Annotated in this window: 10 protein-coding genes; 4 read left to right on the plus strand and 6 right to left on the minus strand. The window is 63.0% G+C overall.

Annotated elements, in window-relative coordinates:
- Window positions 1-103 precede the first annotated feature (103 nt).
- Window positions 104-2,029 (plus strand): potassium transporter Kup, encoded by a 1,926-nt coding sequence (locus F4U95_RS13235; RefSeq protein ID WP_120250061.1) that lies wholly within the window; start codon window positions 104-106, stop codon window positions 2,027-2,029.
- Window positions 2,030-2,154: 125 nt separating this feature from the next.
- Here the strand turns inward: F4U95_RS13235 and F4U95_RS13240 are convergent, their stop codons facing one another.
- Complete coding sequence (locus tag F4U95_RS13240) at window positions 2,155-2,619, minus strand: Hsp20 family protein (RefSeq protein ID WP_120250062.1); 465 nt, start codon at window positions 2,617-2,619, stop codon at window positions 2,155-2,157.
- A gap of 608 nt (window positions 2,620-3,227) precedes the next feature.
- Here F4U95_RS13240 and F4U95_RS13245 point away from each other — a divergent pair.
- Window positions 3,228-4,478 (plus strand): lipoprotein-releasing ABC transporter permease subunit, encoded by a 1,251-nt coding sequence (locus F4U95_RS13245; protein WP_150425985.1) that lies wholly within the window; start codon window positions 3,228-3,230, stop codon window positions 4,476-4,478.
- Complete coding sequence (locus F4U95_RS13250; protein WP_150425986.1) at window positions 4,471-5,148, plus strand: ABC transporter ATP-binding protein; 678 nt, start codon at window positions 4,471-4,473, stop codon at window positions 5,146-5,148. Before F4U95_RS13245 ends, F4U95_RS13250 begins: the two co-directional genes overlap by 8 nt.
- A 58-nt stretch (window positions 5,149-5,206) precedes the next feature.
- Here the strand turns inward: F4U95_RS13250 and F4U95_RS13255 are convergent, their stop codons facing one another.
- Window positions 5,207-7,015 (minus strand): diguanylate cyclase, encoded by a 1,809-nt coding sequence (locus tag F4U95_RS13255; protein WP_150425987.1) that lies wholly within the window; start codon window positions 7,013-7,015, stop codon window positions 5,207-5,209.
- 139 nt (window positions 7,016-7,154) lie between these two features.
- Between F4U95_RS13255 and dnaE the strand changes: the two genes are divergently transcribed.
- On the plus strand, window positions 7,155-10,697 hold the full coding sequence (gene dnaE, locus F4U95_RS13260; protein WP_150425988.1) for a DNA polymerase III subunit alpha: 3,543 nt from the start codon (window positions 7,155-7,157) through the stop codon (window positions 10,695-10,697).
- Window positions 10,698-10,846: 149 nt separating this feature from the next.
- Here dnaE and F4U95_RS13265 read toward each other — a convergent pair whose 3' ends face one another.
- The 4 genes from F4U95_RS13265 to F4U95_RS13280 all read right to left on the minus strand — a co-directional run bounded on the left by F4U95_RS13265 (window position 10,847) and on the right by F4U95_RS13280 (window position 15,146).
- Window positions 10,847-11,914, minus strand: a complete 1,068-nt coding sequence (locus F4U95_RS13265; RefSeq protein WP_150425989.1) for a PA0069 family radical SAM protein — start codon at window positions 11,912-11,914, stop codon at window positions 10,847-10,849.
- 198 nt (window positions 11,915-12,112) lie between these two features.
- A complete protein-coding gene (moaB, locus tag F4U95_RS13270) occupies window positions 12,113-12,640 on the minus strand; it encodes a molybdenum cofactor biosynthesis protein B (protein WP_150425990.1) in 528 nt (175 codons plus the stop codon).
- Window positions 12,640-14,421, minus strand: coding sequence for a lytic transglycosylase domain-containing protein (locus F4U95_RS13275; RefSeq protein WP_150425991.1), 1,782 nt, complete (start codon window positions 14,419-14,421; stop codon window positions 12,640-12,642). The genes moaB and F4U95_RS13275 overlap by 1 nt, the downstream gene beginning before the upstream one ends.
- A complete protein-coding gene (locus tag F4U95_RS13280; RefSeq protein ID WP_150425992.1) occupies window positions 14,418-15,146 on the minus strand; it encodes a uracil-DNA glycosylase family protein in 729 nt (242 codons plus the stop codon). The genes F4U95_RS13275 and F4U95_RS13280 overlap by 4 nt, the downstream gene beginning before the upstream one ends.
- Window positions 15,147-15,158: the final 12 nt, after the last annotated feature.

Raw genomic sequence — 15,158 nt, forward strand, 5'->3', positions numbered from 1 at the left:
GCGTGCTCCACAGAGCCGTGATAGGGCGCGGCGGTTTACAGGGGTCGTGCGGGCTATTCCGCCATGCGCCCTCTATTGGGTGTCGATACGAGCATGATCCTTCATGGCTGACCTCCTTCCCAACACCGCTCCGGCTTCCGACGAGGAAGAGGGCGGTCATGGACATGCGCGGCAGAAAGCGACGGTAAAACTGGTGGTCGGGGCGATCGGCATCGTCTTCGGCGATATCGGTACCAGTCCGCTCTACGCTTTTCGCGAAACCTTCCACGGCCATCATCACCTGACGCTGGACGCCGACCATATATTGGGCGTCATCAGCCTGATGTTCTGGTCGATGATGCTGGTGGTGACGCTGAAATATGTCAGCATCATCATGCGCGCCGATAACAAGGGCGAGGGCGGCAGCCTGGCGCTGCTGGCGCTGATCAACGGGCAGACCAAGACGCAGCGCTGGTCGCGCGGCATCGTATTGCTGGGCGTATTTGCGACGGCGCTTTTCTATGGCGACTCGATGATCACCCCAGCGGTGTCGGTGCTGTCGGCGGTCGAGGGCCTGACCGTCTATAATCCTGCATTGGCGCCGGCGATTTTGCCGGTGGCGATCGTCATCCTGCTCGGCCTGTTCTGGATACAGGGGCTGGGCACCAACAGGGTCGCGGCCTTCTTCGGCCCGATCATGCTGACCTATTTCATCACGATCGCGGCGTTGGGCGTGATTTCGATCATGAAGACGCCGGGCATCCTCTATGCCTTCAATCCCTATTGGGCGGTGATGTTCTTCGTCACCGATCCGCTGCCGGCTTTCCTGGCGCTGGGGTCGGTGGTGTTGGCCGTAACCGGGGCCGAGGCGCTTTATGCCGATATGGGGCATTTCGGTCGCAATCCGATCCGCGTGTCCTGGCTCGCCTTCGTGCTGCCGGCGCTGATGCTCAATTATATGGGGCAGGGCGCGCTGCTGTTCCGCGAAGGCGCGGCCGCGCTGCACAGCCCCTTCTACAATCTCGCCCCGCAATGGGGCCAGTTGCCGCTGATCGTGCTGGCGACGCTGGCCGCGATCATCGCTAGCCAGGCGGTGATATCCGGTGCCTTCTCCGTCACGCAGCAGGCGATCCAGCTGGGCTTCATGCCCCGCTTGCGGATCGAACATACCAGCGCGTCGACCGCGGGTCAGATCTACATTCCCCTGATCAACTGGGGTTTGATGGTCATGGTCATCCTGCTGGTGCTGGTGTTCCAGACATCGTCCAACCTGACCGCTGCCTATGGCATCGCGGTGACGGGGGCGATGTTCATCGACAACGTATTGCTGACGGTGGTGCTGTACCGCCTGTGGCATTGGAAATGGTATTATGCCGCGCCGGTGCTCGGCATTTTCTATCTGGTCGACGGCGCCTATCTGGCGGCGAACCTGACCAAGGTGCCGGACGGCGGCTGGTTCCCGCTGCTGATCGGCTTCATCGTCTTCACGCTGCTGACGACCTGGTCGCGCGGTCGCCGGCTGGTGCAGGACCGGTTGCGCGAAGCGGCCATGCCGATCCCGGTCTTCGTGGCCTCCGCCGCCAACAGCGCGGTGCGGGTGCCCGGTACGGCCGTGTTCATGACCTCCACGCCCGATGGCGTTCCCCATGCGCTGCTGCATAATTTGAAGCATAACAAGGTGCTGCACGAACGGGTGATCCTGCTGACCGTGAAGATCAGGGACGTGCCGGTGGTCGAGGATGACGGCCGCTGCAAGCTGGAGGATCTGGGCCGGGGCTTTTTCCGCATGGTGCTGCAATATGGCTTCATGCAGGAGCCGGACGTGCCGGCCGCGCTCAAGAACGTCACCGGGTGCGGTCAGGCGTTCAAGATGATGGACACCAGCTTCTTCCTGGCGCGCCAGACGTTGCTCCCCTCGGCCAAGCCGGGCATGCCGTTGTGGCGCGAGAAGATCTTCGCCTGGATGCTGCGCAACGCGGAAAGCGCGATGGAGTTTTTCCGCCTGCCCACCAACCGCGTCGTGGAATTGGGCAGTCAGGTCGAAATCTGATTTTCATATCTGGAAGTTCACACCGTCCTGAGTGGACCGGTGATGAGCGATGGTTTCCGGATAGGACAGCAAAATAGGGCGCGACCGGATGGCCGCGCCCTTTCCAATTTCCGATCGAAGCCGGATCAGGCCGCGTCGCGGTCCTTGTTGATGTCGACCAGCTGACCGCCATTGACGGCGATCTTCTTGGGCTTCATCGCTTCGGGCACTTCGCGCACGAGTTCGATAGTCAGAAGGCCATCGGCCAGGTCGGCCTTTTCGACTCGCACGAAATCGGCGAGTTCGAAGCGGCGCTCGAAGCTGCGGTTCGCGATGCCGACATGGAGGAATTTGGAGCGATCCGCGGAGGAGGCGTCATCCTTTCGCCCGATCACCTGGAGCAGGTTCTGCTGGGCGGTGATGTCGATCTCGTCGGGGCGGAAGCCGGCGATGGCCAGCGTCACGCGATAGCGGTCTTCCGAAAGACGTTCGATGTTGAAGGGCGGATAATTGTCGCCTTGCGCCAGCCGGGCATTATTTTCGATCAGGTCGAACAGACGATCGAAACCCACGGTGGAGCGGCGATAGGGGGTGAGGTCGAAACCACGCATAATCATAATCTCCCAAAGGGCAGATGAACGTGCCGGACCCAATCATTGGCATCCGGCGATAGGATGTCCGACCCCATGTGGCGGCTGGACAAGCATGGATATGGTCTTGGCGTTCCGGCTTTCAAGAGCAGGGCGATGTTGGAAAATGCCGCCTTAACTTCGCACATGTCCCGCAAGTTTCGACATTAAGTTGTGCGCGCCCGATCCTATCGAAAAGGTCGCGCACCTTTACATGGCGGCGTCGGATCGAACAGAAAGATGCAAGAAAAGAGCGGGATAGGACAGGGTAAATAAAAAGCACCCGGATCATGCTTTCATGATCCGGGTGCTTAATGGACGATTGCTCGTCTCCCCCTTGGCCTGCCTCAACCGCTTCTTAGCCCCCTAAGCTCGAAGCGGGATGCAGTATCCCTGAACCACGGCCTTTTACCTGTGCTTCCGAAGCCTTGCTATGACTGGCGCAGCCCGCTGTCACGGGCAAAATCAGGCTGGTGTGATTTTCGGTTCGTCCCTGTGGCGGCAATGCAACAATCGGGCAATGCTTGCCGTTATGTCGGCTGATCCCTAGACCCTCATCCATATCACTATCGAAGGGCCGTTCGCGCCACATGATTCTATCCCGTTACGAACGCATGATCGCCAAACGCTACCTGCTGCCGGGCAAGGGCGAAGGGTTCATCTTCCTCGTCGCCGGCATCAGCCTGGTCGCGGTCATGCTGGGTGTCGCCGCGCTCATCATCGTCATGAGCGTCATGAACGGCTTTCGCGCCGAGCTGTTTGACAAGATCGTCGGCCTCAATGGCCATGCCGTGGTGCAGGGCTATGGCGGGCGGCTGCCCGATTGGCAGTCGGTGCTGAAGGAGGCCAAGGCCACGCCGGGCGTTACCAGTGCCACGCCGATGATCGACCAGCCGCTGCTGGCGACCTTCGACGGCCGGGTAGAGGCCATATTGGTGCGCGGCATGACGGTGCCGGATATTCGCAGCAACAAGACGCTGAAGAGCAAGATACTGGCTGGCAACATGAACAATCTGGTCGCCAATGGCGGCAAGATCGGCATCGGGTCGCGGCTGGCGGAAAATCTGGGCATCCAGCTGGGCGACAGCCTGACCATCATCAATCCCGCCGGCCGTTCCACCCCCTTCGGCACGGTGCCCCGACAGGTGGCCTATCAGGTCGCGGCGATCTTCGAAGTCGGCGTCTACGACTATGACAAGGCGATGGTCGTCATGCCGATGCAGGATGCGCAGACATTGCTGTTGCTGGGCGATGTCGTGGGCATGATCGAGGTCGAGACGGTCAATGCCGACAAAGTAGGCCAGATATTGGAACCGCTGGCCGGCAAGGTCGCCGGGCGCGCCGTCGTTACCGACTGGCGACAGATGAACGCATCCCTGTTCGAGGCACTGGCGGTCGAGCGGGTGGCGATGTTCGTCGTCCTGTCCATCATCGTGCTGGTGGCGGTGTTCAACATCCTGTCGTCGCTTATCATGCTGGTGCGGGCCAAGACGCGCGACATTGCGATTCTGCGGACGATGGGCGCGAGCCGGGTGGGACTGGTGAAGATCTTCATGACCGTGGGCGTGACCATCGGCACGCTGGGCATGGTGACGGGTATGATCGTCGGCTTCACCTTCCTCTTCTTCCGCCAGAGCGTGGTGAATTTCGTCCAGTTCGTGACGGGCCAGAATTTGTGGGATCCCTCGATCCGCTTCCTGACCGAACTGCCATCGAAGCCCGATCCGGTCGAGATCGCCATCATCTGCGTCATGGCTTTGGTGTTCAGCTTCCTCGCCACGCTTTATCCGGCCTTCAAGGCCGCCAACACCGATCCCGTGCAGGTGCTGCGCTATGAATGATATCCTCAAGGTCACGGGCCTTGCCCGCAGCTTCACGCAGGGCGGCGTCACCATAGAGGTGTTGCGCGGCGTGAACCTTAACGTCGGGCCTGGCGAGATCGTGGCGCTGCTGGGGCCGTCCGGTTCGGGCAAATCGACCTTGTTGCAGGCGGTCGGCCTGCTGGAAGGCGGGTTCGACGGGTCGATCCGGATCGCAGGCGAAGAAGCGGCCAAGCTGGACAATGACGGGCGGACGCGGTTGCGCCGCGACGCGCTCGGCTTCGTCTATCAATTCCATCATCTGCTGCCCGATTTCAACGCGACGGAGAATGTCATCCTGCCGCAGGTGATCCGCGACAAGGATATGGAAAGCGCCAAGGCGCGAGCTGAACTGCTGCTGACATCGCTGGGGCTTGGCCATCGACTGGACCATCGGCCGAGCCAATTGTCGGGCGGCGAGCAGCAGCGCGTCGCCGTGGCGCGGGCGCTCGCCAATCGCCCCGCGCTGGTGCTGGCGGACGAGCCGACCGGCAATCTGGACGAACGGACGGCCGATGTCGTGCTGGCCGAGTTCCTGCGGCTGGTGCGCGAAGAGGGATCGGCCGCTCTGGTCGCGACCCATAATGAGCGGCTGGCGCAGAAGATGGACCGGGTGGTCCGGCTGCATGCCGGGGTGCTGGAAGGCGCCTAGGGCATTTTGAAGCCGGCTGGCACGGCGAATAGTGAGGATGATCCGATCAGATCATCCTCTATGCCGCGGCCGTCGCACCATCTCTGACATTGGCAACCAGCACGCGGTCGCGACCTTCCGCCTTTGCGCGCAGCAAGGCAGCGTCGGCGGTCTGAAGCAGGCGGTCGGCACGGCCATGGTCCGGGAAGGTCGCAAGGCCGAAGCTGGCGGTGATCGCACCCAGTTCCCGACCGCGATGTTCGATCCGCAAATCCTGGATGGAACGCTGAATCTGAATGGTGCGGCCGAGCGCCTGGTCGAGGCTGAAACCGGGCATCAAAATCACGAATTCCTCGCCCCCCAAGCGGAAGGCATGGCCATTTTCCCGCAAGGCATCGGCTAACACCTTGCCGACCGCGCGCAATACGGCGTCGCCGGCATCATGGCCGAAACTGTCGTTGAACCGCTTGAAATGGTCGATGTCGATCATCAGGCAGGTGAGCGGTGAAAGATTGCGTTCGGCTTCGTTGACCAGCGTTTGAAGCATGATGTCGAATTGACGGCGATTGGGCAGGCCGGTCAGCACATCGGCCATCGCCATGTCGCGCAAGACATCGCGCAGGCGGAGATTGGCGAGGGCAAGGCCGATGTTTTCGGCCAGCATCTCCAGATATTTGCCGGTACGTTCCAGATGGCTGGCATTGGCGTGTACCGGCTCCTCATAATAAAGCATGCCGATGCTTTCGCCCTGCGCCGCGAGCGGGATGCAGATCGTGCTGATCGCACCGGTGGCATCCAGATGGTCGCAGGGAATATCCACCATCTCGCCGATCGGTCGATGCGTCTGGCCACGGCGCAACGCCCAGCAGGCGGAGGGAGCAAATTCCTTGCGCGAATAAGCGGGGGCGAGCCAGTCGCAGGCCTGTGTCATGGCGTTGCGGCGGGCGTCGTGAATATAGAGGCGGCCGGGGAAATCCGGCGCGATTTCGGGGGCGAAGCGGCGGACCACCTCCACCAGATCATGCACGCTGTCGCAGCCCTGCAGGCGTTGGGTCAGGCGGGACAGCAAGTCGCGCATGGTGCGGTCGGTGTCGCGTTCCTGCTCCAGACGCTGCCGCTCCAGGCCGTTTTCGCGGAAGATGCGGATGGCCTGCGCCATGTCGCCAATCTCGTCCACATGGGCGCTGTCGGGCGGGATGGCATCCCAATCTTGCGCGGCCAGACGGGTGACGACGTCGCTCAGGCTGACGACCGGCCGCAGGATGCGCTGTTTCAGGACGAAATAGAGGACGCACAGGAAGAGCAGGGCAGTGATGCCCAGCATGACTTCCGACATGGTGCGCCATTGACGGGCAGTGTCGGTTGCGCGCGACACGGCGTGGTCGGTGCGCTGATCCAGCATATATTGGAATTTGCCGACCTGCGCGGCGACGCGGTCCAGTTCGCGGCCATATTCGTCGCCGAACAAGATGGTGCGGCCGGTCTTGTCGTCGCCCGCCTGAGCGGCGCGGATCGCGGCGTCCTGCTCGTCCGTCAGCGCGTCCGACCAATGCAGCGCCTGACCCAGTGCGGCAAGTTCGCTTTCATTGGCGCCGGCATCGCGCAGATGGGCGACGCGCTGCTTGACCGACTTCAGCGCGCCCTTCTCACGACGGTAGGCGATCAGATGGCTCGGATCGCCGCTGATGACGAAGCCGCGCGCCTGTTCGGTAAGGCGATAGACATCCTCCTCCAACGTGGCGGTGGCCTGGTCGAAGGTGGCGCGTTGGGCGACGGCGGCGCGTTCGCGTTCTTCGGCGCCCGATGCCATCAACATGGTGGCGCCCGACGCCAAAGTCAGGGCGACGGTGGCTCCATAGGCCCAGTTGGTGATGGTAGACAGACGCATGATGCGAGCGACGGTAGCAGGGACAGGTTGGCAATCCGTTAAGGATGTTGACCGTCGGGCAGGTCGGCCGACCGCTTTACCCACAGATTTCGTGGCGAGGGGGGTGGGCCGAATCGCGCGGCATCCCTAGATTGGGGGCATGCCCCATGCTCCTTTCGTTCCGCTGCGCGTTTTTTCCTCCTTCACCATGCTGGAAGGGGCGATCGACCCCAAGAAGATCGCCAAGCAGGCGAAGGCTTTGGGCTTTCCGGCGGCGGCGATCACGGACCGGAATGGGCTTTATGGCTCGATGGCCTTTTCCGACGGGTGCAAGGATGAGGGCGTGCAGCCGATCATCGGCGCGATGCTTGGGATATTACGGCCGGGCCGCCCCGCCAACGCGCCGCCGGTGCATGACTGGATCGCGCTTTATGCGCAGGATGCTGGGGGATACGACAATATCTGCGCGCTGGTGTCGATGGCGCATCTGGACCGGCCGGTCGAAGACGTGCCCCATGTGACGATCGAGGCGCTGGAGGGGCGGACCGACGGCGTCATCGCGTTGACGGCGGGTGGCGAGGGCGCGCTGGCGCGGTTGTTCGCCGAGGATCAGCCGGACGCGGCGGTCGCCTATGTCGAGCGGCTGGAAGCGCTGTTTCCGGATCGGCTCTATATCGAGATTTGCCGCCGGCTGGACCCGGTCGAAGGCAAGGCCGAGCCACAACTGCTCGAAATGGCCTATGATCGCGATCTGCCATTGGTCGCGACCAATCCGACCTGCTTTGCCGAGCCGCATTTTCATGAGGCGCATGACGTGATGCTGTGCATCGCCGACAGCGCCTATGTCGAAACGCCCGATCGCCGCACCAGCTCGCCCGACGCGTGGATGAAGCCGGTGGGCGAGATGAAGCGCCTGTTCGAGGATCTGCCCGAGGCGCTGGCCAACACGCTGGTCGTCGCGCAACGCTGCGCCATTGCCGCGCCCAAGCGCAAGCCGATCCTGCCCAGCCTTGCGGGCGATATCGAGGGCGAAAGCATCATGCTGCGCGATCAGGCGACGGCGGGGCTGGAGGCGCGACTGGCCAAGGCCGGGATCATCGGGGAGGAAGCGCGCAAGCCCTATTTCGACCGGCTGAAGTTCGAGACGGACATCATCATCCAGATGGGCTTTCCGGGCTACTTCCTGATCGTGGCCGACTTCATCAAATGGGCGAAGGATCATGACATTCCGGTGGGTCCGGGCCGTGGTTCGGGCGCGGGGTCGCTGGTCGCCTGGGCGCTGACCATCACCGACCTCGATCCGTTGCAGCTTGGCTTGCTGTTCGAACGCTTCCTGAACCCGGAACGCGTGTCGATGCCCGACTTCGACATCGATTTCTGCGAAACGCGGCGCGGCGAGGTGATCCGTTACGTTCAGCAGAAATATGGTGCGGACCATGTGGCGCAGATCATCACCTTCGGTAAACTGAAGGCGCGCGCGGTGCTGAAGGACACGGGCCGCGTGTTGCAGATGAGCTATGGGCAGGTGGACCGGCTGGCCAAGCTGGTGCCCAACCATCCGACCGATCCGTGGACGCTGGAACGGTCGCTGAATGGCGTCAGCGAGTTTCGCGCGGAATATGACAATGACAATCAGGTCAAGCGCCTGATCGATTATGCGATGAAGCTGGAGGGATTCCCGCGCCACAGTTCCACCCATGCGGCGGGCGTGGTGATCGGCGACCGGCCGTTGCAGCAATTGGTGCCGCTCTATCGCGACCCGCGATCGGACATGCCGGTGACGCAGTTCGACATGAAATATGTCGAGGGCGCCGGCTTGGTGAAATTCGACTTTCTGGGTCTGAAGACCCTGTCGGTGTTGCAGAAAGCGGTGCAATTGCTGGCGGCGCGGGGCGTGCATGTCGATCTCGACACGCTCGCCTGGGATGACGAGGCGGTTTACGAACTGCTCCAGCGCGGCGACACGGTCGGCGTGTTCCAGCTGGAATCGGAAGGCATGCGCAAGACGCTGGCGGCCGTGCGTCCGACCAACTTCGGCGACATCATCGCGCTGGTGTCGCTCTACCGCCCTGGCCCTATGGACAATATTCCGATGTTCGGTCGCCGCAAGAATGGCGCGGAAGAGATTGAATATCCGCACATTCTTCTGAAGCCGATCCTGGAAGAGACGTATGGCATCTTCGTCTATCAGGAACAGGTGATGCAGGCCGCGCAAATCCTGGCCGGCTATAGCCTGGGTGACGCCGACCTTCTGCGCCGCGCCATGGGCAAGAAGGTGAAGGCGGAGATGGACGCGCAGCGGTCCCGCTTCGTGGACGGTTGTGCGCGCAGCGACATCAAGCCGGCTAAAGCGAACGAGTTGTTCGATTTGATCGACAAGTTTGCGGGCTATGGTTTCAACAAATCGCACGCCGCGGCCTATGCTTTGCTCGCTTATCAAACGGCGTGGTTGAAGGCCCATTATCCGGCGGAATTCTATGCCGGGTCGATGGCGTTCGATATCCATCTCACCGAAAAGCTGACTGTGTTCGTCGACGATATGCGGCGCATGGGGCTGACCTGCCTGGCGCCGGATCTGAACCGCAGCGAGGCGGACTTTACCGTCGAGGCGGTGCCTTGCGAGGGTGAGGATAAGAGGCTGGGCTTTGCCGTGCGCTATGCGCTGGGCGGGCTGAAGGGCGTGGGCGAAAAGGCGATGGAGCAACTGGTCGCCGAACGTGCGGCGACCGGGCCATTCAAGTCGCTCGATGATTTCGCCGATCGGATCGAGCCGCGTCTGCTGAACCGGCGGCAGTTGGAAAGCCTGGCGGCAGCGGGGGCTTTCGATGGCATCCATGAAGACCGTGCGGGCGTGCATGCGGCGGCGGAAACCATCTTGTCTGTCGCATCGAGCAATGCGCAGGCGCGCGAGAGCGGGCAGGGCGGTCTATTCGGCGATGTCGAGACGCCCCATGCCGATGTGCGCATTCCGCCGCATCAGGCCTGGACCGTGGCGGATCGCATGGCGCAGGAGAAAGAGGCGTTCGGCTTCTATTTCTCCGCCCACCCGGTGGACCGGTACAAGCATCTGGCCGATGCGCGGGGCGCCAAAAGCTATGGCCTGATCTGCCAGTCGCCCATGCCCGCGCCCAATGCCGAAGGGCGGTCGATGACGATCATGGCGGCGATGGTCGAGGATGTACGCTGGCGCGAGACGAAGCGGGGCGCGCGCTATGCCAACGCGACCTTCTCCGACCAGAGCGGGCAGTTTCAGGCGAGTTGCTTCGATGAAGAGGCGTGCAAGGCAATCGAGGAATTGTCGAAGGACGGCGATTGCGCGCTGTTGATCGTGGAACTGGACCGGTTGCCGGGCGAAGAGACACCGCGCGTCACCGTGCGCGGCGCCGAGCCATTCCGCGCGATCGCCAGTGCGTCGCGAATGGAGTTGACGGTGGATATCGACACGGTGCAGGCGGTCGAGGCGCTGGCGGCCTTGCTGGCCGGGGCCGGAGGCGGGCGCAGCGAAGTATTCTTGCGGGCGCCTGTAGGCGACGGACAGGCTGCCAAGCTGTTTCTGGGCGATCATTATAGTCTGGGCGCGGATCAGGTTGATGCGATCGCGACGATCAGGGGGCTGACGGTCCACAGGTTCGAGCGGATGGATGTGAAGGCGGATGGCTACCGCACCAAGATGCGGCGGATGGCCATGCGGTTGGCGGGGTAGGGAAGGTACGGCTGGTGGCCAGAAATTCCCTTACCGCTCTTCGTCACCCTGAACTTGTTTCAGGGTCCATTTGCCGCCACCGAGCAAAGGCTTGTTAGGCTTGATGGATGCTGAAACAAGTTCAGCATGACGAGTAAACATGAATCCGCCTAAAACAACCGCATCTGGGCGCCTTCAGGTGGGCGGAAGAGGTCGGTGCGCAGGATCAGGCGTTCGGCGCCGAGGCCAGCGCGTTTGCGGGCCTTGAGGAAGCGGGTGCGGATGAGGTCGGCCCAGACGCCTTGACCACGCATGCGAGTGCCGAAATTCGGATCATTGTCCCGCCCGCCGCGCAGGTCGCGGATGATGGCCATCACCTTGCCCGCGCGATCGGGATAATGGGCCTCCAGCCAGGCGCGGAAGAGCGGGGCGACTTCGTTCGGCAGCCGGACGGGGATATAGGTGACTTCGCGCGCGCCTGCCTGTGCGACGCGGGCGACCAGCGCTTCGATCTCATGGTCGGTGATGGCGGGGATGATGGGCGAAATGCTGGCGGTGACGGGGATGCCCGCTTCGGCCAGTTGGCGGATCGCCTCGACCCGGCGCAGCGGATGCGGGGCGCGGGGCTCCAACGTGCGAGCGATGGCCGGGTCCAGGCTGGTGACGGATAGCACGACCGCGACCAGCCCGTCCCGCGCCAGATCGGCAAGCAGATCGATGTCGCGCAGGATGCGGTCGGACTTGGTGGTGATGTAGGTCGGGTGACGGGTTTCGACCATGATCTCCAATATGGAGCGGGTGATGCCCCAATCCTTTTCGATCGGCTGATACGGGTCGGTATTGGTGCCCATGGCGATCGAGGCCACGACATAGTTTTTCTTCGACAATTCGGCGCGCAGCAGTTTGGCGGCGTCAGGCTTGGCGAATAATTTGGTTTCGAAATCCAGGCCGGGCGACAGGTCGTGATAGGCGTGCGACGGTCGGGCGAAGCAATATATGCAGCCATGTTCGCAGCCGCGATAGGCGTTGATCGACTGGCTGAAGCCAATATCGGGGGACTGGTTGCGGGTCACGATCGTGCGGGGATGTTCGATCGTGACCTGCGTTCTGGTGCGGGTGAGCGGACCGTCAATGTCGCCGATCGCGTCCAGCCAGTCGCCGTCCGCCTCCCGCTGGGGCAGGTTGAAGCGGCGGCTGTCGCCGTTCAGTGTTGCGCCCCTGCCTTTCTCGATCGCCATGGCCGATAAGAACATATCAGGAACGATGTGTCAATCGAGACAGCGAGTCAGACGGGTGAAGCGATGTCCAGTTATTAATTTGTTAGCTAACTAATTCAATGAAGGCTTTAAAATCGACCTTATGAAATATCCTTCGATACGCCATTTCGACTTCGCTCAACGGCTACTCAGGACGAACGGGACAATGCTATTATAGCCTTATCGCTCGGTCAGGCGGGGCATCAGTTCCACGAAATTGCAGGGGCGGAAACGGCTGTCCAACTGGGTGATCAGGATGCCGTCCCAGGCGTCCTTCACGGCGCCAGTCGAGCCGGGCAGCGCGAAGATGTAGGTGCCGCGCGCGACGCAGGCGGTGGCGCGGGACTGGATGGTGGAGGTGCCGATGCTCTGGAAGCTCAGCCAGCGGAACAGCTCACCGAAACCGGGAATTTCCTTGTCCTGCACCTGAGCCAGCGCTTCGGGCGTGACGTCGCGGCCGGTGACGCCGGTGCCGCCGGTGGTGAGAATGACGTCGATGTCAGGGTCGTCGATCCAAGCGTGGAGGCGCGCGACGATGGCGGATTTGTCGTCGCGCTCGATATAGCGGGCGGCGAGAATGTGCCCCGCGCTTTCCAGCCGTTCGACCAGCGTGTCGCCGGAGCGATCCTCGGCAAGGCCGCGCGTATCCGACACGGTCAGCACGGCGATGCGAACCGGAATGAAGGTCCGGCTCTCGTCGATCGGCATCAGTCCGAGCCGCCGCCCATGGAACTGCGACCATCCGCCTTGCTGAGGCGGACCAGTTTCACGCCCTTGGCATTGGGGAAGGTCGGCCACATGCCCTGCGCCATGCCGGTCAGGCAATCGGCGCTGCCCTTCGCCTGGATCTGGTACATCCAGTAGTTGCGCATGACGATGTTCACATAAGCGCGGGTTTCATAATAGGGCAGCGATTCCATGAAGAGCAGCGGATCGCCCTTGTCATGGACCTGCGTATTCCACCGATCGACCGGCAGCGGGCCGGCGTTGTACGCGGCCATCACCTTGGGCAGCAGGCCGCCGGTGGCGCTCATGTCGCGCAGCGATTCCAGATAGCGCTGGCCATATTCCATGTTGGTCGACGGCACGAATAGTTGCGCCGCGTTGGTGAGGCCCACATCGCCCGCCGTGCCTGGGCGCACCTGCATCAGGCCGCGCGCACCCGCGCTGCTGACCACATCGGAGCGGAAACCGGATTCCTGAAGCGTGTGGGCGTAGATGAGCGAGGGATCGACGCGCCAGCCACCATCGGGGCGCCAGTCGGGCGCGGGGAAACGGGCGAAGCTGTCGGGCTGCTTGCCGGCCGGGCCGTTATGGGCGAGCCAGAGCTGGGTGGCGGGCAAGTTCAGCGCGCTGGCGAGGCGGAGCAGGGCATCATATTGATCGCTGCCGCCGATTTTCGCCTGATAGCGGATAAGTTCGTCAGCCCGGCCATTGTCGCCGATCGCGGACAGGGCGATGGCGGCGCGGGCATTGGGGCTGCTCTTGAGCTTCTGCCATTCCAGGGCGCCGAAGCGGCTGCCGACCGGCGCGCCGCCCAAGGGCAGGCCAAGCGATTCGCGGGCGAGCAGGCCGTAGAAGGTTTCGTCGGAACGGGCGGCCTGCTTCAGATAAGTGGCGACCTTTTCCGCTTCGCCGCAGACCATATAGGCGCGCGAGGCCCAATAGGCGCCGGCCGATCGCATGTCGGTGTCACCCGCCAAAGCGGCGACATTGGCAAAGGCAGGGGCGGCAGCGCGGCAGTCATTCTGGCGCCATGCTGCAAGGCCCGTGGTCCAGTGCGCCTGTACGGTCCAATCGCCGCCGGTGCGGGTTTCCAGCGCGCGCGCGGCCATGCGGCGGGCGTTGGTGTCGTCATTTTCGATATAATAGGCCCAGGCGACGCGCTGGCGCACTTCGGTCAGGCCTTCATTGGTCAGGCCCGCTTCGCCGGTGCCCAGCAGCCCTTCGGCGCCGATCGGATCGTCATTCTTGACATAGGTCTGGATCTGGCCGGCGAGCGCCTGCGCGGCGACGTCAGTCTTTACGGCGGCGACATATTGCCGGCGAGGGGCAGCGCCAAGCCACACCATCTTCTGGATCTGCGGCAGGGTGGGCAGGATGGTCGCGCCGCGCCGTTGCGCCAGACGGGAAAGCTGATCGGCCTTGGGCAGCCAGGCGGCCTTGTTGATGAGGTCGAGCAGGTCGAACAGTTCGACCCTGGGCGAACCCTTGGCCAGATAGAGTTCGGACAGGGCCAGCGGACGAACGGCGTCCTGGCTGTCCAGCGTGGCGATCATCGCCGTCGCATCGGTCCATTGCTGGGACTGGATCGCGGTGAAGATGGCACGATAACGGGCCTTGTCGCCGTCGCTCAGTTGGAGGGGGGAGGCGTCGGCGGAAAGGGTCGTCGGCAGGACCGGGGTGGTTTCGGCCTTGGCAGGCAGCGTGGCGGCAAGGCCCATCGCGATCAGGGCAAGGCGGGATATTTGGGTCGCGGCGCGAATCACGGACGGGCTTCCTCGATCAGGCTTTGTAATATGCGCCAACATTCCGCCTTCGCCGCGGGCTGGGTCAGCAGCAGCCGGGGGTGGAATGTGGCAATGGCGGGCACAATGCCGCCATCATGGTTAAAGTCGTGTAAACCGCCGACCGCCGCGCCGTTACCGGTCGGGAGCAACGCACGGATCGTCCGATCGCCCAGCAACAACAGGCGCCGGGGCTGGGCCAGCGCGACATGGGTGCGCATCCGCTCGGCGGCGGCGGCGAGATCCGATGCCTCCACCATGCCGCCGGGGGGACGAGCGGTAAAAAGAGAGGCGAGATGGATGGCACCACGGTCGAGGCCGATGGCGCGCAACATCGCGTCGAACAGCAGGCCGGCGCGATCGGCCAGCAGGCGGCCTTCGAAGAGGTCGGCGGGATCGGGCAGGTCGGTGACGACCATCAGCGCAGCCTGCGCTTTGCCGACCGGTGCGATCTGTGTGCCGGACCAGCGCCGTTCGGGCTGCGCGGGATCAGTGGCCAGCCAATCAAGGAACGATTCGAGCGTTCGGGGCTTATCCACCACAAAGGCTGAAAAAACGGCTTCATTCGCGGCCGCAAGGCGAGCCGGCGCCGGACGCAACCAATTGACGGGCGCTTCCGTTACGGCACCGTCCACACCGGCCAGTTGCCACCATGCCAGATAGGCATCGGCGCAAACTGCCGCATCATCCTGCAATAAACCCCGCATCACAATCAGCTA

Source organism: Sphingobium limneticum, assembly GCF_008710165.1.
GTDB lineage: Bacteria > Pseudomonadota > Alphaproteobacteria > Sphingomonadales > Sphingomonadaceae > Sphingobium > Sphingobium limneticum.

What these genes read in the sequence shown, in the direction of transcription:
- F4U95_RS13235 (WP_120250061.1), top strand. Translation starts at nt 104, where the DNA reads ATGGCTGACCTCCTTCCCAACACCGCTCCGGCTTCCGACGAGGAAGAG.
- F4U95_RS13240 (WP_120250062.1), bottom strand. Translation starts at nt 2,619, where the DNA reads ATGCGTGGTTTCGACCTCACCCCCTATCGCCGCTCCACCGTGGGTTTC.
- F4U95_RS13245 (WP_150425985.1), top strand. Translation starts at nt 3,228, where the DNA reads ATGATTCTATCCCGTTACGAACGCATGATCGCCAAACGCTACCTGCTG.
- F4U95_RS13250 (WP_150425986.1), top strand. Translation starts at nt 4,471, where the DNA reads ATGAATGATATCCTCAAGGTCACGGGCCTTGCCCGCAGCTTCACGCAG.
- F4U95_RS13255 (WP_150425987.1), bottom strand. Translation starts at nt 7,015, where the DNA reads ATGCGTCTGTCTACCATCACCAACTGGGCCTATGGAGCCACCGTCGCC.
- dnaE (WP_150425988.1), top strand. Translation starts at nt 7,155, where the DNA reads ATGCCCCATGCTCCTTTCGTTCCGCTGCGCGTTTTTTCCTCCTTCACC.
- F4U95_RS13265 (WP_150425989.1), bottom strand. Translation starts at nt 11,914, where the DNA reads ATGGCGATCGAGAAAGGCAGGGGCGCAACACTGAACGGCGACAGCCGC.
- moaB (WP_150425990.1), bottom strand. Translation starts at nt 12,640, where the DNA reads ATGCCGATCGACGAGAGCCGGACCTTCATTCCGGTTCGCATCGCCGTG.
- F4U95_RS13280 (WP_150425992.1), bottom strand. Translation starts at nt 15,146, where the DNA reads ATGCGGGGTTTATTGCAGGATGATGCGGCAGTTTGCGCCGATGCCTAT.